Source organism: Raoultibacter timonensis (assembly GCF_022845715.1).
Classification (GTDB): Bacteria; Actinomycetota; Coriobacteriia; order Coriobacteriales; family Eggerthellaceae; genus Raoultibacter; species Raoultibacter timonensis.
This window is the reverse complement of record NZ_AP025564.1, coordinates 2,581,699-2,604,605: the sequence shown is the minus strand read 5'-3', so window position 1 is coordinate 2,604,605 and position 22,907 is coordinate 2,581,699. Positions and strand designations below refer to the sequence as shown.

Below are 22,907 nucleotides of genomic sequence, written 5' to 3'. Positions count from 1 at the left end.
GGGGCGATGCTTTGGTCGCCTGCTGTCGTTTCCCCTTGCTACCGAGAGCAGGGGCTCGACATGCATATGCATGTGCTGAGGTTTGTGATGCTTGTCGCCTTATGCATCGTTTACGCATTGGCGCGGATGCGCCCTGCTGGCCTGCTCGAAGGTCCTTTGAAGCGCCGAATCGTCGTCTGCGGTTTTATCGTTTCCCCGCTTCCCCTGATGAGCGCTCTCTTTCCTGATATAGCGAGGGCCTGTTCGCACTTTTTTGCGATTGACGTCTTGCTGTGGGCTTGCGGGGGATTTTCTGCATCGACGATCATGCTTGTGTGGGGCTATCGGATGGGAACGAAAAAAGACTATGGGCAGAGTACCGTTGATGTCGCGGGGGGCGCGGTTTTTTCGGGTGTGCTTTTTCTTTCTCTCTCGTTTCTCCAGTATCCGGTGTCGGTTATCCTGGTGGCGTCCCTTCCTTATTTCATGTTGGTCATCTGGCTTGTTTGCTCGAAATCCGATTGCTCTGGCTGCGCCGGTGCAGTCGAGAAAAGCAAGGAAGGCGCCTCTTCGGTTCGAACGGGCATTCGATCGGCTTTAGGCGCAAACGCTCCTTCGTTCGTGTTCATCTATGGCTTCGTCATGGGTATGGCGGGTGCAATCGGAACCCAATTCGCCATCGATCGCTATTCGCCTTTGTACGTTGGCGCAGCGTTGTTGGTAGCGGGGGCCGGTATGCTGTATGTGGCGAGAATGGGCCGCCTGAAGATAAGCGGGCGGATTTTCTATATGCTTTTGCCTTCAGCGGTCGCATGCATGCTTCTTTTTGCGGTTGTCGATGGGGTGGGCGAGGCGGTACTGCTCTTTGCCGTGTTTGCCGCCGTCAGCATCTGCAACGTTCTGAATACCGCCTACGAGGATAAAGGACGGCTTCTCGACGATGCGTTACCTGTTTCGTATGAAAACGGATACGCCCGCTTCGTCGGCGAGTCGAGGATGGCGGATATGCTCGGCGGAGCGCTTGGATGGGGGGCGGGCGCCGTTGCCCTGTTTGCCGTGAGCGAACGATGGGAGCCGTACTGGTATTTTCTCATGGCGCTTGGCATGGTGGCCGTTGCGACCGGGGTGTTCGCATTCGGGGGCAACGATCCGATGACGAGAACCGACGTCTCCTGCTCGTTCGAGTCTCTTGCGCGGCAGTGGGAGATGGGGTGCACTCGCCTTGCGCGAGCGCATGATCTATCGGCGCGAGAGGAAGAAGTCTTCTTATTGCTTTCGCGCGGGCGCGACCGGCAGTACATCCACGAGGCGCTTGGGATATCGCCAAACACGGTGCGTACCCATGCGTACAATCTGTACCGGAAGCTCGGCGTACATGACCAACAGCAGCTTATCGATCTCGTAGAAGCCGAATTGTCCCGTCGAGGCGAGTGAGGGCAGTCGTTCGAGGTAGCGCAGAAAGTCGGGGACTGCCACTTTTCCCGAGTTCGCAACCGGGGTGAATCTCTCTTATATTTCCTGATCAAATGATATAAAAAACACTGCTAATACTTTTTTGCGATGCCGTTTTCCGGTGTTTGGTACTGTTCGCATCTTCATGATCGCTTCGTTTCAGATGGAGAATTCAAGTCAGGGATTCCCGCATCCGAAGAGGTGTTCGAATGCTGCAGGCTTGCAGGGTGTTTTGCGAGAAGACGCCGTCCGAAGCTTGCGACCAAAGGCATGTGCTCGCTTCCTCTGACGTTGGAATAGCTGCAGTTTTTAGTAACCGGATCATGTAAGGGGGAAGCAGATGAAAAACGTTGAGACTCATTACAAAACGCTCGGGTTCGGCAGCTTTGGCATGAGCGCGCTGTCTGCCGAAATCGATGTCAAGGACGGCAAGATCATCCGTACGCGCGGTATGCATTTCGATCGAGCGTACAGTGCTGATTATCTCAAGCCGTGGACGCTCGAAGTGAGAGGGAAGAAGCTCGAGGGGCTGTTGAAGAACGATATTCCGCCGTTCGCCCTGGTGTACAAGAAACGTGCGTATTCCGATAACCGCATCCTGTATCCGATGAAACGCATCGATTGGGATCCGGAAGGCGAGCGCAATCCGCAGAATCGCGGTAAATCGAAGTTCGAGCGCATCAGCTGGGACGAGGCTACCGATATCATTGCGAAGGAACTCAGGCGTATCGAGAAGGAATACGGTCTGTTTGCCGTGTTCTGCCAAGGTGACGGCCATGGTGAGACCAAGACCGTGCATGCGACGCACGGTTGCCAGATGCGACTCATGTCGATACTGGGAGGTTTCACCTTCCAGGCGCGCAATCCCGACAGCTGGGAGGGCTGGTATTGGGGCGCCAAGCACGTATGGGGCTGCGATCCGGTGGGCGAAGGAGATATCGGCAACCTACTACTCGACATAGCTGAGAACTCGAAGTACCTGTTGCATTGGGGTTGCGATGAGGAGACGACGCCGTGGGGCTGGTGCGGGCAGCTTCCCTCAAGGTGGGCTTTCTGGCTTACGGAGGTCGGCGTCAAGCAGATCTACGTCTGTCCCGACGTGAACTACGGCGCTGCGGTTCATGCGGACAAGTGGATTCCGGTCAATCCGAACACCGATGTTGCGCTGCACATGGCCATTGCCTACACGTGGATCGCAAACGGCTGGTTCGACGAGGAGTACATCGATACGCATGCGGTTGGATTCGACTGGATCAAGTACTACGTTATGGGCGGTGAAGACGGCGTACCGAAGACGCCCGAGTGGGCTTCCCCCATCTGCGGCGTTCCCTCGCGACAGATAAAAGCCCTCGCCAAAGCATGGTACAAGCAGGCCACCTCGATATCGCACGTCAATGGCGGTTCCCTTATTCGCTCGCAGTTTTCGGCAGAGCCCGGGCGCATGGAGGTCGTGCTTATGGGTATGCAGGGCCTCGGCAAGCCTGGCCGAAATGTGATCAAGCTGATTGAATGGGGCCTCTACGGATTGCCTTCGCAGTGCCCGAATCCGCGCAGCGATCTGTACATGATGCCCGCTGCGGCGTACCGTTCGCTCGACTACAACAACCCCGAGGTGTGGGATATTCGCCAGTCCTTCATCCCCAAGACCATGGTTCCGAAGGCGATCCTCGGCGATTACACGGTGGATAATCCGCTTACCTGGTACGGCACGGGCATCGCGGGATGGCCGAAGGAAGATCAATTCGTCAAGTACCAGTATCCGAGCAAGCAAGCGGGTACCCGAATCCATATGATCTGGTCGGATACGCCCTGCTGGTCGACGTGCTGGAACGGAGGCTATACGCTTGCTAAAGCCGTCCAATCCGAGGAAATCGAATTCGTGCTCATTCAGCATCCATGGATGGAAAACGATTGCATCTACGCCGACATCCTGCTGCCCATCAACACGAAGTTCGAAGAACGCGATATCGCGGTCGACTCTTCTAACGGCTACACCAATGTCATGATGATCGAGCCTCAGTGCATCGAGCCACGCGGCGAATCGAAGTCCGATTACGAAGCGGTCGGCGAGGTTGCCAAAAAAATGGGCGTGTACGACGAGTTTACCGGCGGCAAGTCCGAGGAGGAGTGGATTCGCGAGGGATTCGAGAACTCCGGTTGCCAGGAGCGCGTGAGTTGGGAGGAGTTCAAGGAGAAAGGGTATTACGCCGCCCCGACATCCGTTGGCTGGGAGAACAACCCGCGTGGGTTCGCGCCGTTCTGCGAAGATCCCGAGGCCAATCCGCTCGGTACGCCCTCGGGCAAGCTCGAGTTCTACTCGACGGCCCTGGCCCACCATTTCCCTGACGACGAATCGCGCCCGCCGTTCCCGAAGTTCATCGCATCGGACGACCGTTTGTCGGAGTCGCTGCTTACCGAGCGGGGCGAGGCGTATCCGTACCTCATCGTGTCGAATCACCCGCGTTGGCGCGTGCATGCGAACATGGACGATATCACCTGGTTCCGCGAGATCGAGACGTGCAAGGTAAAAGGCCCCGACGGCTACCTGTACGAGCCTGTGTGGATTAATCCGGTCGACGCCGAAGGGCAAGGCATTGCAACGGGAGATGTCGTCAAGATCTTCAACGATCGCGGGTGGGTTCTCGGGGGCGCATACGTAACCGAGCGCATCAAGCCCGGGGTCATCTATCAGGATCATGGTGCCCGGCTCGATCCCATTAATGTGGGCGAGGCGGATCGCGGGGGAGCGAACAACCTTATAGCGCCGTCGGAAGTGGCTATGAAGAACACGAATGCAGAGGTAACGAGCGGCTATCTGGTTGATTTTGAAAAGGTTGACGTATTCGAGCTTGCCGAGCGGTATCCCGAGGCGTTTGGACGGGACTTCAATGCAGCGGGTGTGAAAATCGACAACTGGCTGGTTTAGGGGGAAGATCATGAAAGTTTTTGTATTCGATTCGTCCAAATGCAACGGATGCTACGGCTGTCAGCTGGCTTGCAAGGACGAGCACTGGAACAACGAGTGGCTGCCCTATGCGCTGCCCCAGCCCGACACCGGTCACTTCTGGTGCAAGATGACCCAGACCGACCACGGGCAGGTACCGAAGGTCCGCGTGGAGTATGCGCCTCGTTTCTGCAACCACTGCGACAACGCGCCCTGCATCGAGGAGGCACCCGATGCGGTGTATAAGCGCGATGACGGCCTCGTTATCATCGATCCGATCAAGGCGAAGGGCGATAAAGCGCTCGTTGACGCGTGCCCGTACGGTGCCATCTACTGGAACGAGGAGCTCGAAGTGCCGCAGAAGTGCACGGGTTGCGCCCACTTGGTCGACGAGGGGGAATTGCCCCACTGCGTGGATGTGTGCGCTACGGGCGCCCTGCGCTTCGGCGAAGAGTCCGAGTTCGCCGACGAGCTTGTCCATGCCGAGGTTTTGGCATCCGAGGAGCATGGGCCGCGTGTGTACTACCTCAATATGCCTCATTTGTTTATCGGTGGAGAAGTGTGGGATCCGGCTATCGACGAAGTCATCGAGGGTGCGAAGGTTACGTTATCCGGCGATGCCGAAATAACGGTCGAGTCCGACGAGTTCGGCGATTTCTGGTTCAAGCGCATCGATGAGGGATCCTATGTGGTCACCGTCGAAGCGGAAGGATACGAAACCGAAACGAGGGAAATCTCTCTCGAGAAGAGCTTGAACATGGGAGATATTCCGATGCGGCGCGCTGCCGGCAACGAGGTTGTCGATGCCGGCGAGTCCGTTGCCGAACTCGATATCGAAGCGCCTGTCGGCGAACCCGATGTGGAGGTTGTCGAAGTCGGCGACGTTACGGCAGCGATGTCGGTCATGTCGCAAGCGCCCGATGAAGACGGTGGCGTTATGAGCAAGAGCGGAATTTCAAAAAACTAATGCGGTGAGGCGATCCATCGAATTCGGTTGATCGTACGAACATGGGAACAACAGGGTGCCAGCGAAAGAGAGGACGCAATGATTACAAAAGCAGATGACGTCAGGCTCGTTGTACAGCCCATCTTCCTCGAGATGGAGCATCTGTACAAATACGAGGGACCGTGCCGTGTCGGTCAAGGCGAGGCCCTCGAGGTCGGTTTCGATGCCATCAGAAACGCCGAATGGTGCAAGCGGTTCCAAAAGAAGCTTGTCGACAATATTCCCGACGAAGTCGCCGAGGTGCGCGATATCATTCGAATAAAACGTACCGATAATTGGGATCAGGAAGAAGAATGGTGGGATCGCATCGCCCAAACAACGGGTGATACCGATTTCTATATCATCCATTCGTTTTTAGGACTTGACGATATCGCTGTCGAATTCGGTGAACGCTTCAACAAGCCTTTTAGCTTGGAGCCCGAATACGAGAACCCCTGCTCGACCACTTCGGTCGGCGCGGCGCTCAATGCTCGCGGTCGCGGGTACGAATTCTACGGGTTCAGGACATGGGGCGAACTGGTGTGGCAGCTGCGTATTCTGCGCGCCCGCAAGGTGGTGAGGACGTCTCGTATCCTTATGGCTCCCCGCAACGGAGCGGCTCTTTCTTTCAGTGGAGTCGACGGTGCCTACGACGTAGAGGAGCTCACTCACAACCTCGGGTGCCGTTTCCGCTATATCAGCATTCACGAGCTGCTCGATCAAACCTCGCTCGCATCGCCTGAAGGCAATCATACGACGCCCGGACGCGATACATGGGATATCACCGATGATGACATGCGGGAGATCGAAGCCATGGCCGACGATCTTATCGCCCATGCCGAGGAGGTGGAAGTCGAGAGGCGCTATGTGATCAACTCCCTCAAGTTTTTCAAGACGGTGCGCAAACACATGGACCGCCTCGATTGCAACGGGTTCACGGCACCATGCCCCGACAGCTGTTCGACGCGGCGCCTGAACGAAGAGCAGTTCACTTTCTGTCTTGCTCATTCGCTTAATATGAGGGCTGGCCTTCCCTCTGCATGCGAGTACGATGCTTGCTCCGTTATCACCCAGCAAGCGCTTATCGCCGTGTCCGGACAACGCTGCTTCATGGGCAACACCATGCCGATCGTCAAGGAGTCGGATGGTCGTTGGGCAACGTTCGGTCTCGGCGGCATCGAGGAAGAAGACATGCCGTTGCTCGACGAGCACGAGGGGCACCTGTACATGATGGTCCATTCGGTGCCCAATCCGCGCATGAACGATCCCGAGCAGGATGCTCCGTATTCGTTACGTCATTTTGCCGAAGAAAAAGGCTTCGGGGCCGTATACCGCTACGATTTCAATCGCGATAAAGGCAAGGTCATCACGGTCGCGCGCTTTTCGCCCGACGGGAGCAAGCTGCTCGTTACGAAGGGCACGATCGTATGCGGAAACGGGTTCCGCCAGCATAGCTGCAATACCGCTATCGTCTTTGCGGTAAACGATCAAGAGGATTTGTTCCAGAAGCAGATGCAGGTCGGCAATCATCTGGCTACGGTATACGGCGATTACACCAAAGAGATGGAGGCGCTCGGCCGCTCTCTCGGTATAGAGGTGATCACGGCGTAAGCACGTTGCATGCGGTTTGCGATGGGCGCGATCGGCGCCCATCGCATGCGTCAGAAAGGATGTCGAATGGGTGACGGTATGTGCGGTTCGATCAAGGAGCAGATCGTTGCCTCGAGCGAAAAGTCGCTCGAGTTTCTTGCCGCGATACGCGGACGTCCGAACGATGTGCGTTTCGTTTCCGAAAACCTTAAGGCGTTCGTGCTCCATCGGTTTTTTCTCGTCGATGAAAACCCCTCAACCGAAGACATTGCGGAGCTATCCCGGCTGAGCATAGAAAAGCTTCTCGAGGTCAATCGCCAAGGCGCGCTGCAGGATCTGTCGAACAATTGCGCAGGAGTCAGCTCGGAGACCATGAAGAAGGCCCTTCTGATCATGACGCTCCAAAAGAAGCTCGATGTATCAATCCCCGCCGAAGAGAACGATACCGTATCGCAGATTGCCGCAGCGATCGTGCGCCAGCTTGCGCAACCGGGCAGGTAGTGCTCTTTCGTACTGCCGGTATGAGGCCGTCTTGCGAACGGTGCTGCTTTACCGTTGGGGCGCCGTAATTAATCCGAAAAGACGATTTTCCGTACATGGGCGCAAGGGTACGGTATGCAGAAGCGGCATTCGTTTGCCGTGCGGCCGATCGGTTGGCCGTACGACTTCGTTCTGAAATGAGAGAAGGTGTATATGTGCGGGTATTTGTGCACTGGTTGCGGAAGATGCAGAGGCGAAAGGAAGGGCACGAAACCATACGGGACATGCCTTGCTTGCGGAGCGGAAAACAGTCCGCAAGCAAAGGTGTGCTCGACATGCGGTGCGGCTCTCGTTCCTCCTCCGGGGGCGGTACTCGAAATCAATGCGAACAAGGACTCCGCTTGATCCACCGGCTCCGTATGCGAGGAGGTTTCTCGGAACCGACCGTATTGGGCTTGACCGGAAGGAAGGCGGCTTTCTCGAATGCGGCGTCTGTCGTAGGCACGCTCATTTCCCTGCAATAATCGCAAGCGCCTCGCTTTGGGGGCTGGGTTTCGCATACAGGAAGCCCTGAATCAAGCTGCAGCCGCAGGATTCGATGAAGGCACGCTGGGCTTGCGTTTCGACGCCCTCGGCCAGGACGGCGCTTCCCATGGCTTTGAACGAGGCCACGAGGTGACCGAGGAAATCGCTGCCTTCGAAGTCTCTTTCCGAGGCCATCCATACGATGCTCTTATCGAGCTTGACGACGTCGAACGGCAGGTCGAGGATGTTCGAGAGATTCGAGTACCCGGTGCCGAAGTCGTCGAGGCAGAACTGGATACCTACTTCGTGCATCGCCATAATGAGCTGCTTGACGGTGTCGGGGTTCGAGATGAGAACGCTTTCGGTCACCTCTATCTTTATCGAAGAGGGTTCGATGCCGTTGGCTTTTACGATGGCGAGCGTCCGTTCGGCCAAATCGCTCTGCACGAATTGGATGGCCGAGAAGTTCACCGATACGCTCTCGAGCGGAGCGTCGGGGTGCTCGTCGCGTGCGCTCTTCACGAATTTGCACACCTTGTCGAGCACCTGGTATGTCATGTCGACGATGAGGCCGGTCTCTTCGGCGATGGGGATGAACTCGGCGGGCGGGATCGGGCCAAGCTCGGTGCTGGTCAGGCGGCAGAGCGCCTCGGCGGCAACGAAGCGTTGGCGGGGGATGGACCAGATCGGTTGGTAGTGGATCTGGAATCCGTCTTCGGCGATCGTGCTGCGCAGGATATCGGCAATGCGGTGTTTGCGCTTGATGGCCTGCACCATGTCTTCGGTACAGCGACAGGGTTCGTTGGAGCCGAGGCGTTTTGATTCCGCCGCGCAGTACTCGAGCGCATTGATGACGGTTGCGCTGTCTTCAGCTACATCGGGGTAGTCGACGATCCCGATCGAGCACGAGATGACGAAATGGGTGTCCTCGATCTGCCACGGCTTTTCCGTGCGCTCGCGCAGCGCCGACGGGAAGTCGGCCGCCTTCGGTTTCCTGTCTCCCTCGAACAGGGCGACGAACTGGTCGCCGCCGTATCGGTACAGCCAAGGCGTGTGCGCGGCCGTTTGCAGGTAGGAAGAAAACGATGCGAGGAATCCGTCGCCGTTGTCCGATCCGAACTTGTCGTTGATGAACTTGAAGTTATCGACCGATACGAGCACGGCGGTAAACGGCGTCTGCCGCTTCTGCACGAGCGCAAGCATCTTCGAGAATTCCTGGCGGTTGGGGATGCGGGTGAGGAAATCGATCGATATCTGCTTGTTTTGCAGGTAGAGATACACGATGAGCAGCGAGCAGACCGCAGCCGAACCGGAGAGGATATAGGTGGGGAAGAACTGCTGGATCACGATTACCACGACGGCGAGCAGGGGAAAGAACGTCAGGATCCTCGTAATGGCCGGATCGATGTCGTGCCGCGAGACGAAGGCGAGCGCGAAGCACATCACGCAGTACACGTAGAAGACGACGTAGGTGGTCACAATGAGGGATCCCTGATGGTATCCGCCCGATTCATCGAGGTAGAAAAGGCAGCCCGTCCACGTGTTCGCCAGCACGCAGAGCAGGTATAGGAGATAGGGAACGGCGCCGAGTGCGGCGATCGTGCGCTTTCGGGGGCGCGCTTCGGCAACGGTCGCGTACGTATAGTAATAATAAGCCGTGCTGATGAGCGGGGTTGCGACGAAGTACAGCGTGGTGACGATCCAGGTGATTCCCATGACCTCGACGGTGCCGTTCGCAATGAGCAACGTCGAGGCTATGTTGAGCCCGATCGCCGAAACGGTGATGATGAGGCATGCCTGGAAGATGCGGTTCTTCAGGCTCGGCGTCAAATAGCTCTTACGCGAATAGGCGAGTATGATGCATGCTATGACGAACGCGATGCACTCCGCCGTGAAATTCCATGTCACGAGATTCCTGTCTCCGTTGGTACCCGAAGGTAATTATAGGCAATTGTATCGTATATAAAAGCGATTGGATTCGGATACTCTTATATAAGATAGGTGCGCAGTTGCTAGCTAGGTGCCCGGCTGCGCCGATAAAGGACACTTTGTGGAGCGGAGAACTCCCCAGAATTACTTCTTGCAACCACGCCACCGGGCGTATATAATTCTCGGTTGCGTCTGGTTATGGATGGATACACCCGGACGCGTGGAAAGCCGGAGTCGTAAATGCCTCACTCCAGAGCGGGCATTAGGCGGCAATCGGAGCCACACAGGTTATGAGGGTCTTCTGGGGTACGCAAGGAGTGTGCGTGCGAGCGGAAGGCCAATAAAGGACCTTGAGGGTGCGCCGGATTGGCGTGAAAGGCTCCTTCGAGACGAGCTGGCGGCCTCTGTGCCGCGTGCGAGCGAGAAGGATCCTTGAACGGCAAGGCGGCGTGCAGGAAAGGGCCGAGAAAGGAAAGAAATGGGAGTCAAGCAATACAAGCCGACCAGCCCCGGCAGGCGCTTCCAGACGGTCTCGGATTTTGCCGAGATCACCTGCACCACGCCGGAAAAGTCGCTGTTGACGCCGCTGCCTAAGAAGGCTGGCCGCAACAACAACGGTCGCATCACCACCCGCCATCAGGGCGGCGGCACGAAGCGCCGTTACCGTATCATCGATTTCAAGCGCAACAAGGACGGGGTTCCCGCCAAGGTTGCGACCATCGAATACGATCCGAACCGCTCCGCCCGCATCGCGCTTCTGCACTACGCAGACGGCGAGAAGCGCTACATCCTTCATCCGAAGGGCCTGCGCGTGGGCGACGTCGTCATGAGCGGTGTCGACGCCGACATCAAGCCCGGAAACGCGCTTCCCCTGTCGGCGATCCCTGTGGGCACGCTTGTCCACGCTGTCGAGCTTCAGCCCGGCCGCGGTGCCGCAATCGCGCGTTCCGCCGGCACGAGCATCCAGCTCATGGGCAAGGAAGGCGACTACGCCATCCTGCGCATGCCCTCCTCCGAAATGCGTCGCGTTCTCGTGACCTGCCGCGCCACGGTTGGCGAGGTCGGCAACGCCGAGCACGGAAACATCAAGATCGGCAAGGCCGGCCGTAACCGCTGGAAGGGCATCCGCCCGAGCGTTCGCGGTACCGTCATGAACCCGGTCGACCATCCGCACGGCGGCGGCGAAGGCAAGAACAAGTCCGCCGGCCGTCACCCGGTCACCCCCTGGGGCGTTCCCACCAAGGGCCATCGCACCCGCAATCCCAAGAAGGCTTCGAGCCGCTTGATCATCCGTCGGCGCAAGAAGTAGCGCGAGCGCATAAGGAGTAGATGTGAGTAGAAGTTTGAAAAAAGGTCCTTTCGTCGAGCCGCGCCTTCTCGATCGCATTGAGGCGATGAACGCGGCAGGCGAGAAGAACGTCATCAAGACCTGGTCTCGTGCCAGCACCATCTTCCCGGAAATGGTGGGCCACACCATCGCCGTCCATGATGGCCGCAAGCACGTGCCCGTATATGTAACCGAATCCATGGTCGGCCATAAGCTCGGGGAATTCGCGCCTTCGCGTACGTTCCGCGGTCATTCGGCCGACAAAGGCAAGCGATAGGAGGACGCGAGCATGGAAGCTAAAGCAGTATCGCGTTTCGTGCGCGTCTCGCCTCGCAAGGCCCGCATCGTCATCGATCAGATCCGCGGCAAGTCGGTTCCGGCTGCCCGCGAGATCCTCAAGTTCACCAACCGCGGCATTGCCGAGACGGTCGAGAAGACCCTCAACTCTGCCGTCGCCAACGCCGAGCACAACCATCACGTTCGTGCCGAGTCGCTGGTAGTCAAGACCGCATTCGCAGACGAAGGCCCCACCTTGAAGCGCATTCGCCCGCGTGCAAAGGGCTCCGCGTCGCGCATCCGCAAGCGCACGAGCCACATCACCATCATCGTCGCAACACGAGAGGAGGCATAAAGCACATGGGTCAGAAAGTCAGCCCCACCGGATTCCGTCTCGGTATCACCGAGGAGTGGCGCAGCCGCTGGTATTCGGATAAGGATTACGCGAAGAACCTCGAAAACGACCTGGCTATTCGCAAGTTTCTGGACAAGTATCTCGCCCGCGCCGCCGTCTCCAAAGTGGAAGTCGAGCGTGCCGGTGACAAGATCAAGGTCATCATCACCACGGCTCGCCCGGGCGTTGTGATCGGCAAGAAGGGTGCCGAGATCGACACCCTGCGCAAGAAGCTCGACAAGATCGCCAACGGCCCCGTTTCGGTCGAGGTTATCGAAGTCAAGCGCCCCGAACTCGACGCCGTGCTCATCGCCCAGAGCGTCGCAGAGCAGCTCGAGGGCCGCGTGGCCTTCCGCCGCGCAATGCGCAAGGCCGTTCAGTCCGCTCGCAAGAGCGGTGCCCAGGGCATCCGCATCCAGTGCGCCGGTCGTCTCGGCGGTGCCGAGATGAGCCGCCGCGAGTGGTACCGCGAAGGCCGTGTGCCGCTGCACACCCTGCGCGCCAAGATCGATTACGGCTTCGCCACCGCTGCAACCACCATGGGCTCCATCGGCGTGCAAGTGTGGGTCTACCACGGCGAAGTGCTCCCCGGCCAGAAGGCTCCCCAGCCGGCTCTCGAGGGAAGCTCTCGCCCCAACCGTTCCCGTCGCAACGAGAGGGGGGCAAAGTAAATGCTCGTACCTAAGCGTGTTAAGCACCGCAAGGTGCAGCGTGGCTCGATGAAGGGCAAAGCCAAGGGCGGCACCCGTCTGAACCACGGCTCCTACGGCATTCAGGCCCAGGAGGCTTCCTGGATCACGAACCGCCAGATTGAGGCTGCCCGTATCGCCATGACCCGTCACATGAAGCGTGGCGGTAAAGTGTGGATCACGATCTTCCCGGACAAGCCGATCACCCAGAAGCCTGCGGAAACCCGCATGGGCTCGGGTAAAGGTAACCCCGAGAGCTGGGTGGCGGTCGTCAAGCCCGGCCGCATCATGTTCGAGATCGACGGTGTTGATGAGGAGACCGCCAAAGAGGCGCTGCGTCTCGCCATCAACAAATTGCCCATCAAGTGCAAGATTGTTTCTCGCGAAACGGAAGGGCAGGCATAAATGAAGGCAGCAGAGATCCGCGAGCTTTCGGCTGAGGATTTGCAGGCGAAGCTTAAAGAAGCGCGCGCAGAGCTTTTCAATCTGCGTTTCCAGATGGCCACGAGCCAGCTTGACAACACCGCTCGCGTGAGTCAGGTCAAGAAGGACATCGCCCGCATCCAAACCGAGATGCGCGCCCGCGAGCTGAGCGCTTAAGCTCTTAAGCGAACTGAAAGGTTAGGTAGAGAATAGATGAGTGAAGAACGTAATTCTCGCAAGGTTCGCCAGGGCGTCGTCGTAAGCGCCGCGGGCGATAAGACCTGCGTTGTTCAAGTTAAAGAACGCAAGCCGCACCCTGTGTACGGTAAGATGATGACGAGCACGAAGAAGTTCCATGCTCATGACGAGGAGAACGCCGCTGGAGTGGGCGATACCGTCACGATCATGGAGACCCGCCCGCTCTCCAAGCTGAAGCGCTGGCGCCTGCTCAAGATCGTAGAAAAGGCCAAATAGTCTACTTGCTTGCAAGGACTATACGAGACGAAAGTTAGGTTAACGCAATGATTCAGATGCAAACCATGCTCGCAGTGGCCGATAATTCCGGCGCTCGCAAGGTGCAGTGCATCAAGGTCCTGGGCGGCTCCAAGCGCCGCTACGCAGGACTGGGCGATGTCATCATCTGCAGCGTCAAGGAAGCTGCGCCCAACGGCAACGTGAAGAAGGGCGAAGTCGTCCGATGCGTGGTCGTGCGCGTGAAGAAGGAAGTCCGTCGCTCGGACGGCAGCTACATCAAGTTCGATCAGAACGCTGCCGTGCTTATCGACAACTCCGGAGCTCCGAAGGGCACCCGTATCTTCGGGCCCGTCGCTCGCGAGCTGCGCGACAAGAAGTACATGAAGATCGTGTCCCTGGCACCGGAAACGCTGTAAGGGGGTATACGTAAAATGGCAAAGATGAACATCAAAAAGGGCGACAAGGTCAAGGTTCTGACCGGCAAGGACAAGGGCAAAGAGGCCGTTGTCCTGCGCGCGCTGCCCCAAAACGAGCGCGTGGTCGTCGAGAAGGTCAACGTCGTCAAGAAGGCGCTTCGTCCGACTCAGCAGAACCCGCAGGGCGGTATTTCGAGCGTCGAAGCCCCGATCCACGTTTCCAACGTTGCGATCGTGTGCCCCGAGTGCAAGCAGGCCACCCGCATCGCCATCAAGCGCGAAGACGGCAAGAAGATCCGCTACTGCAAGAAGTGCGGCAAGGCCATCGACAAGTAGGAACCGAGTCAGAAGCCCGCATACGGGCTTTCGGCTTACACTGGTAGGAACATGACCCCCGCGCATGCGGGGGACGCAGGGTCGGAAATCCTGTGTTTAATTCATCGAAGAGAGGTTACACAACATGGCTATTCCTCGTTTGAAGGAGCTGTACAACACCGAGATCGTGCCCGCGCTTGAAAAGGAGCTCGGCGTCGATAACATCAACAAGGTTCCGCGTCTCGAGAAGATCGTCGTGAACATGGGCGTCGGTGCGGCTTCCAACGATTCGAAACTGCTCGATGCCGCTATGGCCGATCTGCGCATCATCACCGGCCAGCAGCCCGCCATCACGCGTGCGAAGAAGTCCATCGCCGGTTTCCACGTACGCGAAGGCCAGCCCATCGGCTGCAAGGTCACGCTGCGCGGCGACCGCATGTGGGAGTTCCTGGATCGCCTGCTCGCCACCGCTCTTCCGCGCGTTCGCGACTTCCGCGGCATTCCGGACACGAGCTTCGACGGCCGCGGCAACTACACGCTCGGCATCACCGAGCAGCTGATCTTCCCCGAGATCGAATACGACAAGGTCGATCGCACCCGCGGCATGGACATCACGTTCGTGACCACCGCTGCGGAAAACGAGAGTGCTTTCGCGCTGCTCAAGGCGCTGGGCTTCCCGTTCAAGAATTAGGAACCAAAACCCGAATGCCATCGGGTTGGTTATAGGAAAGAAGGAATTGCATGGCTAAGAAATCGATGATCGCCAAAGCTAAGCGCGAGCCGAAGTTTTCGACGCGCCAGCACAACCGTTGCACTCGCTGTGGTCGCCCCCGCGCGTACTACCGCAAGTTCGGTCTGTGCCGCGTCTGTCTTCGCGAGCTTGCGAACAAGGGCGAACTTCCCGGCGTGACCAAGTCTTCCTGGTAAGACCCTAGGCAGTATCGGTACGCAACGGGTGTGCCGTCGGTATAGGCGGAGGCGCTATGGGCGCCGACGAACCGGACCCCCGGCTCATCACGAACCAAAGGAGAAACAATGAGCATGAACGACCCCATTGCAGATATGCTTACGCGCGTGCGTAACGCAAACTCTGCAAGCAAGCCGACGGTTTCCATGCCGTCGAGCAAGAAGCTTGTCGAAATCGCCCGCATCATGCAGGAAGAGGGCTACATCGCAGGCTACGACATCGAGAAGGCGGAACCCCGCGACATTCTCGAGATCACGCTGAAGTACGGCGACAAGAAGAGCAAGACGATCCGCGGCTTGAAGCGCATCTCCAAGCCGGGTCTGCGCATCTACGCCGGAAAAGACGAGCTGCCCCGCGTTCTGGGCGGCCTCGGTACGGCTATTATCTCGACGAGCCACGGCGTCATGACCGATCGCGATGCCCGCAAAGCAGGCGTCGGCGGCGAAGTCATCGCCTACATCTGGTAGGAAAGGAAGGGATTCAGATATGTCTCGTATCGGCAAACAACCCATCGCCGTTCCTGCTGGCGTCGAAGTTACCATCGACGGAACCACCGTTTCGGTCAAGGGTGCGAAGGGCGAACTGTCCCGCACGCTTCCCGAGATGATGATCATCAGCCGCGAAGGCGACGAAATCATCGTCGAGCGTCCGGACGACAGCCGCGAAGCGAAGAGCTTGCACGGTTTGACCCGCACGCTTGTCAGCAACATGGTCGAGGGCGTGTCCACCGGCTTCAAGAAGAAGCTCGAACTCGTCGGCGTTGGCTACCGCGCCGCGCTGAAAGGCACCGACCTCGAAATGCAGCTCGGTTTTTCCCACCCGGTTCTGATCAAGGCCCCCGAAGGCATCACCTTCGAGGTCCCGAGCCAGACCGAGATCATCGTTTCCGGTCCCAGCAAAGAAGCAGTGGGTCAGGTTGCGGCGAACATTCGCAAGTGGCGCAAGCCCGAACCTTACAAGGGCAAGGGTATCCGCTACGAGGGCGAACGTGTCCGTCGTAAGCTCGGCAAAGCTGCCAAGTCCGATTAATCGCGATCACCGTAGCTGAGAAAAAGGACTGAAGGGAAACTATTATGAAGAAACTCAAAGCAAAGCAAGCCGGGCTGCGTCGTCGCCATACCCGTGTCCGCGGGAAGATCTCCGGAACGCCGGCCCGTCCGCGCCTGTGCATTACGCGCAGCAACTCGAATATGTACGCTCAGGTTATCGACGACGTCGCGGGCAAGACCATCTGCGCGGTGTCCACGCTCGGCCCCGATTTCAAAGCGACCGAGAAGAACGGCGCGACCGTCGATGGTGCCGCCGCTCTTGGAAGCCTGATCGGTAAGAAAGCGATAGAGTCCGGCGTCACGGAAGTTGTCTTCGACCGTGGCGGAAACCTGTATCACGGGCGCATCAAGGCTGTTGCCGACGGTGCCCGCGAAGCCGGCTTGAAATTTTAAAAGGGGTGTTAAACGCTTATGGCTCGTAAACAGCAAGATAACCAGGCGGCCGTTCCTGAGCTTCAGGAGCGCGTGGTCTACATCAACCGCGTTTCCAAGGTTGTCAAAGGCGGCCGTCGTTTCGCCCTGACCGCGCTTGTGGTCGTCGGCGACGGCAACGGACGCGTGGGCGTCGGCATGGGCAAGTCCCAGGAAGTGCCGATCGCCATCAAGAAGGGCGTCGAGGATGCCAAGAAGAACATGTTCACCGTGCCGCTGACCGACGAGAAGACGCTTCCGCATGATATTCTCGGCGAGTACGGCGCAGGCCGCGTGCTCATCAAGCCGGCGACTCCCGGTACCGGCGTTATCGCCGGCGGTCCGGTCCGTGCGATCATGGAACTCGCCGGGGTTACCGACGTGCTCACCAAGTCGCTCGGCACCAACAACGCCATGAACATCGTGAAGGCAGCTGCCGAGGGTCTCAAGAACATGGAGAGCCCCGAAGAGGTTGCCAAGCGCCGTGGCGTTTCGGTCGCCCAGATCTACGGCTGGAAGGAGAAGAAGTAACCATGGCTGACAAGACTCTTCGCGTCAAGCAGGTCAAGAGCGCTATCGGATGCCCGTCCGACCAGGGTAAGACCCTGAAGGCTCTGGGTCTCGGCAAGATTGGCCGCACGGTCGAGCAGGTGGATAACCCCTGCGTGCGCGGCATGATCTTCAAGGTTAAGCATCTCGTGGAAGTCGAAGAAGCCTAAACGGCTTCTTCGTTTCCGTATATACTGCTCGGCTGAGGATAGTATATACTTACTCGGAAGTTTGCTGGCGGCGAGCTGCCAGCATCGGGCATGAGCCCGATACAGCGAATATAAAGGAGAACCATCAATGGAACTGAAAGATCTCGTACCCGCAGAAGGATCCAAAAAGGCCCGCAAGCGCGTCGGCCGCGGCCCCGCATCGGGCACCGGCAAGACTGCAGGTCGCGGATATAACGGTCAGAAGTCCCGTGCGGGCGGCGGCAAGGGCGTAGGATTCGAGGGCGGCCAGACCCCCTTGGCGCGTCGTCTGCCCAAGCTCCCCGGTTTCCGCAACATCAATCACGTCGAGTACGTGCCGGTCAACGTCAGCCGTCTCGAGGCCTGCTTCGAGGCCGGCGATGTCGTCGATTGCGACACCCTGAAGGCAAAGGGCATCATCAAGCACTCCGATGCGCTCGTCAAGGTTCTCGGCGACGGCGAGATTACCAAGTCTCTTACGGTGAAGGTTGATAAGGTTTCTGCTTCGGCGAAGGCAAAGATCGAGGCAGCCGGAGGAAAGGTTGAAGAGCCTTGCTAAGCTCAATTGTAGATGCATTCAAGGTCCCGGAGCTGCGTAAGAAGATTCTCTTCACGCTGGCCATCCTTGCTCTGTATCGCTTCGGGGCGTACGTCCCCGTGCCGGGTATTCCGTTCAACGAGTTCGCCAACTCGTTCCAGGACGCCGGCGTCTCGATGACCATGCTCGACCTGTTCACCGGCGGTGCCCTTTCTAACTTCTCGGTGTTCTCGCTCGGCATCATGCCCTACATCACCGCATCGATCATCATGCAGTTGATGCAGGGCGTCATCCCGGCGGTCGGCAGGTGGGCCAAGGAGGGCGATTCCGGTCGCAAGAAGATCACCCAGGTCACGCGTTACCTGACGCTTGGCCTCGGTCTGATCAACGCCATCGGCTACCTCTTCCTGTTCAAATCGGACCAGTACGGTGTCGTGTTCTCGACCGAAGTGCCCGAGCTTCTCACCGACATCCTCGTCGTGTTCACGCTCGTAGCAGGCACGGCGTTCATCATGTGGATGGGCGAGCTCATCACGCAGCGGGGCATCGGCAACGGCATGTCGCTCATCATCTTCGTGAGCATCGTGAGCCGCGTGCCCTCCGCCATCTTCTCGTCGATCAACCTGCAGGCCGATCTGGGAATGGGCATCGCGATCACCGCGTTGATCGTGGTGGTGGTGCTCGTGTGCATTCCGCTCATCATCTTCGTCGAGCGGGCGCAGCGGCGCATCCCCGTGAACTACGCGAAGCGGATCCAGGGCCGCAAGATGATGGGAGGCCAGTCCACCTACATTCCCTTGAAGGTGAACGCGGCGGGCGTTATCCCGATCATCTTCGCGAGCTGCCTGATCTACTTCCCGGCCCAGATCGCAGCGTTGTTCAACGTCGAATGGCTGACGGGCTTCGCGAACGCGATTTCGACGGGCTGGGTCAACTGGATCATCACGCTCATCCTGATCGTCTTCTTCGCCTATTTCTACACCTCGATGGTGTTCAACCCCGAAGAGACGGCCGATAACCTGCGCAAGCAGGGCGGGTTCGTGCCCGGCGTGCGCCCCGGTTCGGCAACGGTGCTCTACATCAAGAATGTTATCAACCGCGTGACGCTGCCCGGCGGCATCTTCATCGGCCTGATCGCGGTCGTGCCGAGCATCATCTTCTTCTTCACGGGCAACCAGCTCATCCAGGCGTTCGGCGGTACTTCGATCCTCATCATGATCGGCGTCGCCCTCGACACCATGAGCAAGATCGAGTCGCAGCTGAAAATGCACAACTACGACGGGTTCTTCAAGTAGCCCGGCGTCGAAGATTCAACGATTGCGAACGGAGTCCCTTGTGGGACTCCGTTGCATTTTCTGGTCCTGTTCTTTCGGGATGCGTGCAGCATGCGGGCCTTGCGGCTTGCGTCGGCACGGAGCGGCCCGGTTTCCGCTTCCCATCCCACGTTTCCAGCACCTCGCGCCCGCACCCCGCACCCATCTCTCGCATCTCGCACCCCGCACCCTGCACCCCGCACCCATCTCGCGTATTCCGCATCCCGTCTCTCGCTTCCAACTTCTCGCCCGCGCGCCGAAAGGATCAACCGAGGTCCGCTACGCGTGTTTTTGATCGAAGTGTTGCGTTTTCGGGCTTCGATGGGGGAAGTTGACGGCCCGGGTGCGGTACTCATCGCAACGGGCGATATCTGCAATCCTCTGAACAGGCGTTATGAATGAATGCTGGATAACCGCTCCGCAAAGCGGTTATTGGACTGCAACACAAAGGGCAAAAACATGTATTTAGGCTCCCTCTTCGCTGGCGATCTGACGACGACCCGAAGACGAGGACCGATATCGTGGCGGGCGAGGCTTGGGACCTTTTGCCCTCGGGGCCGCCGGCAGGGGGCAAATGAGCTCTTATACCGCGAATCTCTTGAAAAACGGACCAGTCCCCAGCTGCTTTGCTACAATACGATAATCGTATGTAACGAAAGGATTTGAACATGAACATCGTGTTGTTGGGGGCTCCCGGCGCCGGCAAGGGCACGCAAGCCGCAAAGCTCGTTGAGGAGTACGAACTTCCGCATATCTCGACGGGCGACATGCTGCGCGCCGCGGTTAAAGAGGGTACCCCGCTGGGGAAGAAGGCCAAGTCCTTCATGGATGCCGGAGATCTTGTTCCCGATGACGTAATCATCGGCCTTGTGACTGAGCGTTTGCAGGGCAAGGACACCGAGAAGGGGTTCATCCTCGACGGATTCCCGCGCACGTCCGCCCAGGCAGTCGCGCTCGACGCCGAGCTTTCGAAGCTCGGTCGTCCGCTCGACGCCGCCCTGCTCATCGACGTTGATCCCGAAGTGATCGTCAACCGCCTCACATCGCGCCGTATGTGCAAGGAGTGCGGCTACATCGGCACGATCGCCGACGAGACGTGCCCCAAGTGCGGTGGCGAAATGTACCAGCGCGACGACGACAACGAGGCGACGGTACGCAACCGCCTCGATGTGTACGAGAAGTCCACGGCTCCGCTGATCGACTACTACCGCGGCTGCGATCTGCTCGTGGCCATCGACGGCGACCGCGATCCCGCGGTCGTGTACGCGGACGTGAAGAAGAGCCTCGGCCTGTAAGGCGAATGCGAAGCCGAGTCGAGCATCGGTTGCGCGAGCGGGATCCGGCTTGCGAAACGAGCTCGTCCGGCTCGGTTGTTCGGCATAGGCAATGAAAGGGGGTTGGCTGCTGCCAGCCCCCTTTCATTGCGCGGGCTTGCGCGACGGTCTCGGGCGGTGCTTCTTTTGTCGTCGCCCGGCTCCGGGGAATCGCGTATAATCTGTTAAGCTCATGCCAACTCTATGGGAAAAGATCAGACGAATCGTCGGCGACTATGCGCGCGCGAACAAGGCTGCCCTCAAACACGTCGCCCGATGCGTCGCCGTTATCGTGCTTTTGGCGACCGCGCTCGAGGTTTTCGTCTTCAACATCAACTATTTCACGTCGGCGGGCTACAATACGATCGATTTGACCAGCAAGCTCGATCTTCAGCAAACCCATGATGGGGAAAAGACCCAGTACCGGTTGACCGAGGTCGATCACGTGATCGAGTTCTCGAATCTCAACACCGAGGTTCGCAATATCAGGCTCGATTTCGATTTCGCTCAACCAGCCCAGGCGCTTCAGGTGAAGATCCAGTTCACCGACCAAGCCCACCATACCTATTTCGATTCCACCGAGTATACGGTAGGTGTTCCCGAGACCACTGTGTCCACGTTCGTCGATCAAAGCGAGTACATCAACCTCAACACGACGGGCTTGGTTGACAACCTTCGCATCGAGATCGTCGGCGATAACGTGCAGTATCCCATTCTGCTCGACGGCATTACCGTCAATGCGCATCATCCGTTCGACTTCAACGTGACGCGCTATCTCATCGCACTCGGTATCCTGGCGCTCGTTTGCGTGTTCAGGCCCAAATCGAGTATCTACCGCTGCTTCATCGTCGAGCAGCCCCGCCGTTCCAAGGCCATCATAATCGGTACGGTTGTCATCGAGGTGTATCTGATGGCAACGTTTCTGTTCTTCGGCTCGAATCTCGTCGGCGTAGCCACGCAGTCGTACAACTTCGGCGCATGGGACGGCACGTCCATCGTCAATACGTTCGAGGTCGGCGGCGATAACGCCCAGCAGTACGCCGAGCTTGCCAAGGCTATGGCGAAAGGGCAGCTCTACCTCGATGAGGAGCCTCCGCAGTGGCTCCAGGACATGGACGACCCCTACGACAAGGGAGCTCGCGACGAAGCGCAGAAAGTAACGGGGGAGCCGTATCTGTTCGATGTGGCGTATCACGACGGGCGCTATTACGTGTACTTCGGGGTGGTCCCCGTCCTGCTGTTCTACCTGCCGTTCTATCTGCTTACGGGTGCGAATTTCCCGACGGCTATCGGTGTGCTTATCGCATGCATCGCGTTCGTGCTCGGGTGCTCGGCGCTGCTCGACCGCTTCGCGCGCTACCACTTCAAACGGGTGAGCCTCGGGTTGTACCTGCTGCTGCAGATACCGCTCGTGTTCTGCTGCGGGGTGCTCTATCTGCTCAAGTTCCCAACGTTTTACTCGCTGCCGATCATGCTCGGGCTGGCGTTCTCGGTCTGGGGTCTGTACTTCTGGATGAGGGGGAGGGCCTCCGGTTCGCCATGCAAATGGTATTTGGCGGGTTCGCTGTGCATGGCGCTCGTGGCGGGATGCCGCCCGCAACTGCTCGCTCTCTCGCTTTTGGCGTTCCCTTTGTTCTGGAGGCTGTTCATCACGAAACGGCATCTGCTCACGCCGAGAGGCGCGCGCGAGTTCGCCTGCTTGGTTGCGCCGTATCTCGTGGTCGCGGCGGGGCTTATGTGGTACAACTACGCCCGCTTCGGCTCGCCGACGAACTTCGGCGCGAACTACAACCTCACGGTCAACGATATGACCAAGCGCGGTTTCAGCTTTGGAAGGCTCGCTCCGGCGTTCTTTACCTACTTCCTGCAGCCGCCGAGCATTACGGGCGTGTTTCCGTTTATCCAAGCGGCTCCGTTCGAGACGACGTACATGGGGCAGACCATCAAAGAGGTCACGTTCGGCGGTATTCTGGCTTGCCTGCCGATCCTCTGGATCCTGCCGTTTTCGAAGCGCATTCTCAAGATGCGCATTGCGCAGCGCTCGACTCGCACCATTGCGGGCGTCATCATCGTCTTGATTTCGGCAGGCGTCCTCGTCGCCTTGCTCGACGCCCAGATGGCAGGTATCCTGCAGCGCTACTACGCCGATTTCAGCTTCATGTTCCTTGCCGCCGCCGTACTGCTGGCATTCATCGTGAACGAGAACCTCGATCAGGGGTCGACGAAGCGCAATGTGCTCATGAAGGTGCTCATAGCGCTTGTCTCGATCAGCTTGGTCTACAGTCTGCTCGTATGCTTCGTGCCGGAGACGGGCTGGTATTCAGACGTGTATCCTTGGGCCTATCAGAGCGTCATCGAAACGGCTCAGTTCTGGACGTAGG

Annotated in this window: 26 protein-coding genes; 25 read left to right on the top strand and 1 reads right to left on the bottom strand. The window is 58.4% G+C overall.

The genetic code is table 11. The features are described from left to right. Positions 1-327: 327 nt before the first annotated feature. The 5 genes from MWL89_RS10755 to MWL89_RS10735 all read left to right on the top strand — a co-directional run bounded on the left by MWL89_RS10755 (position 328) and on the right by MWL89_RS10735 (position 7,451). Positions 328-1,413 (top strand): helix-turn-helix transcriptional regulator, encoded by a 1,086-nt coding sequence (locus tag MWL89_RS10755; RefSeq protein WP_244385999.1) that lies wholly within the window; start codon positions 328-330, stop codon positions 1,411-1,413. Positions 1,414-1,771: 358 nt separating this feature from the next. Then, positions 1,772-4,357 (top strand): molybdopterin-dependent oxidoreductase, encoded by a 2,586-nt coding sequence (locus tag MWL89_RS10750; protein ID WP_244385998.1) that lies wholly within the window; start codon positions 1,772-1,774, stop codon positions 4,355-4,357. A gap of 10 nt (positions 4,358-4,367) precedes the next feature. Next, the gene (locus tag MWL89_RS10745; RefSeq protein WP_102377701.1) at positions 4,368-5,342 is read left to right on the top strand and encodes a 4Fe-4S dicluster domain-containing protein; all 975 of its coding nucleotides are present in this window, start codon (positions 4,368-4,370) and stop codon (positions 5,340-5,342) included. Positions 5,343-5,420: 78 nt separating this feature from the next. Continuing rightward, positions 5,421-6,971 carry a hypothetical protein gene (locus MWL89_RS10740; protein ID WP_244385997.1) on the top strand — a complete coding sequence of 517 codons (1,551 nt, stop codon included), beginning with the start codon at positions 5,421-5,423 and terminating at the stop codon, positions 6,969-6,971. Between the two features lie 66 nt (positions 6,972-7,037). Further along, on the top strand, positions 7,038-7,451 hold the full coding sequence (locus MWL89_RS10735) for a hypothetical protein (RefSeq protein ID WP_244385996.1): 414 nt from the start codon (positions 7,038-7,040) through the stop codon (positions 7,449-7,451). 486 nt (positions 7,452-7,937) lie between these two features. On the opposite strand, the gene MWL89_RS10730 is transcribed toward MWL89_RS10735, so the two are convergent. Then, positions 7,938-9,863, bottom strand: coding sequence for a GGDEF domain-containing phosphodiesterase (locus tag MWL89_RS10730; protein WP_102377704.1), 1,926 nt, complete (start codon positions 9,861-9,863; stop codon positions 7,938-7,940). Between the two features lie 499 nt (positions 9,864-10,362). On the opposite strand from MWL89_RS10730, the gene rplB reads away from it, so the two are divergent. The 20 genes from rplB to MWL89_RS10630 all read left to right on the top strand — a co-directional run bounded on the left by rplB (position 10,363) and on the right by MWL89_RS10630 (position 22,906). Next, the gene (gene rplB, locus MWL89_RS10725) at positions 10,363-11,193 is read left to right on the top strand and encodes a 50S ribosomal protein L2 (RefSeq protein ID WP_102377705.1); all 831 of its coding nucleotides are present in this window, start codon (positions 10,363-10,365) and stop codon (positions 11,191-11,193) included. 22 nt (positions 11,194-11,215) lie between these two features. Next, entirely contained in the window at positions 11,216-11,488 is a 273-nt protein-coding gene (rpsS, locus tag MWL89_RS10720; protein ID WP_102374289.1) for a 30S ribosomal protein S19, read from the top strand. A gap of 12 nt (positions 11,489-11,500) precedes the next feature. Continuing rightward, positions 11,501-11,842 (top strand): 50S ribosomal protein L22, encoded by a 342-nt coding sequence (rplV, locus tag MWL89_RS10715; RefSeq protein ID WP_102374290.1) that lies wholly within the window; start codon positions 11,501-11,503, stop codon positions 11,840-11,842. Positions 11,843-11,847: 5 nt separating this feature from the next. Next, positions 11,848-12,552 carry a 30S ribosomal protein S3 gene (rpsC, locus tag MWL89_RS10710; RefSeq protein ID WP_102377706.1) on the top strand — a complete coding sequence of 235 codons (705 nt, stop codon included), beginning with the start codon at positions 11,848-11,850 and terminating at the stop codon, positions 12,550-12,552. Next, the gene (rplP, locus tag MWL89_RS10705) at positions 12,553-12,975 is read left to right on the top strand and encodes a 50S ribosomal protein L16 (protein WP_102377707.1); all 423 of its coding nucleotides are present in this window, start codon (positions 12,553-12,555) and stop codon (positions 12,973-12,975) included. It begins immediately after the preceding gene. After that, the gene (gene rpmC, locus MWL89_RS10700) at positions 12,976-13,170 is read left to right on the top strand and encodes a 50S ribosomal protein L29 (protein WP_102374293.1); all 195 of its coding nucleotides are present in this window, start codon (positions 12,976-12,978) and stop codon (positions 13,168-13,170) included. A 36-nt stretch (positions 13,171-13,206) separates the two neighbouring features. Continuing rightward, positions 13,207-13,467, top strand: coding sequence for a 30S ribosomal protein S17 (gene rpsQ / locus MWL89_RS10695; RefSeq protein ID WP_102377708.1), 261 nt, complete (start codon positions 13,207-13,209; stop codon positions 13,465-13,467). Between the two features lie 47 nt (positions 13,468-13,514). Next, a complete protein-coding gene (gene rplN, locus MWL89_RS10690) occupies positions 13,515-13,883 on the top strand; it encodes a 50S ribosomal protein L14 (protein WP_102377709.1) in 369 nt (122 codons plus the stop codon). 15 nt (positions 13,884-13,898) lie between these two features. Further along, positions 13,899-14,219, top strand: coding sequence for a 50S ribosomal protein L24 (gene rplX, locus MWL89_RS10685; RefSeq protein WP_102377710.1), 321 nt, complete (start codon positions 13,899-13,901; stop codon positions 14,217-14,219). A gap of 124 nt (positions 14,220-14,343) precedes the next feature. Then, the gene (rplE, locus tag MWL89_RS10680; protein ID WP_425226268.1) at positions 14,344-14,889 is read left to right on the top strand and encodes a 50S ribosomal protein L5; all 546 of its coding nucleotides are present in this window, start codon (positions 14,344-14,346) and stop codon (positions 14,887-14,889) included. Between the two features lie 50 nt (positions 14,890-14,939). Continuing rightward, on the top strand, positions 14,940-15,125 hold the full coding sequence (locus tag MWL89_RS10675; protein WP_041239446.1) for a type Z 30S ribosomal protein S14: 186 nt from the start codon (positions 14,940-14,942) through the stop codon (positions 15,123-15,125). A gap of 108 nt (positions 15,126-15,233) precedes the next feature. Then, the gene (rpsH, locus tag MWL89_RS10670) at positions 15,234-15,632 is read left to right on the top strand and encodes a 30S ribosomal protein S8 (RefSeq protein ID WP_102377712.1); all 399 of its coding nucleotides are present in this window, start codon (positions 15,234-15,236) and stop codon (positions 15,630-15,632) included. A gap of 19 nt (positions 15,633-15,651) precedes the next feature. Further along, positions 15,652-16,194: a 50S ribosomal protein L6 gene (gene rplF, locus MWL89_RS10665; RefSeq protein ID WP_102377713.1), complete on the top strand. Its 543-nt coding sequence runs from the start codon at positions 15,652-15,654 to the stop codon at positions 16,192-16,194. A gap of 44 nt (positions 16,195-16,238) precedes the next feature. Further along, on the top strand, positions 16,239-16,607 hold the full coding sequence (gene rplR / locus MWL89_RS10660) for a 50S ribosomal protein L18 (protein WP_102377714.1): 369 nt from the start codon (positions 16,239-16,241) through the stop codon (positions 16,605-16,607). Between the two features lie 18 nt (positions 16,608-16,625). Continuing rightward, complete coding sequence (rpsE, locus tag MWL89_RS10655) at positions 16,626-17,156, top strand: 30S ribosomal protein S5 (protein WP_102377715.1); 531 nt, start codon at positions 16,626-16,628, stop codon at positions 17,154-17,156. A gap of 2 nt (positions 17,157-17,158) precedes the next feature. Beyond that, the gene (gene rpmD / locus MWL89_RS10650) at positions 17,159-17,344 is read left to right on the top strand and encodes a 50S ribosomal protein L30 (protein WP_102377716.1); all 186 of its coding nucleotides are present in this window, start codon (positions 17,159-17,161) and stop codon (positions 17,342-17,344) included. A gap of 127 nt (positions 17,345-17,471) precedes the next feature. After that, positions 17,472-17,921 (top strand): 50S ribosomal protein L15, encoded by a 450-nt coding sequence (rplO, locus tag MWL89_RS10645; RefSeq protein WP_102377717.1) that lies wholly within the window; start codon positions 17,472-17,474, stop codon positions 17,919-17,921. Continuing rightward, positions 17,915-19,195, top strand: a complete 1,281-nt coding sequence (secY, locus tag MWL89_RS10640; RefSeq protein ID WP_102377718.1) for a preprotein translocase subunit SecY — start codon at positions 17,915-17,917, stop codon at positions 19,193-19,195. Before rplO ends, secY begins: the two co-directional genes overlap by 7 nt. A 686-nt stretch (positions 19,196-19,881) precedes the next feature. Then, positions 19,882-20,508 carry an adenylate kinase gene (locus MWL89_RS10635; protein ID WP_102377719.1) on the top strand — a complete coding sequence of 209 codons (627 nt, stop codon included), beginning with the start codon at positions 19,882-19,884 and terminating at the stop codon, positions 20,506-20,508. Positions 20,509-20,719: 211 nt separating this feature from the next. Continuing rightward, a complete protein-coding gene (locus MWL89_RS10630; protein WP_244385995.1) occupies positions 20,720-22,906 on the top strand; it encodes a cytochrome C oxidase Cbb3 in 2,187 nt (728 codons plus the stop codon). Position 22,907 lies beyond the last annotated feature (1 nt).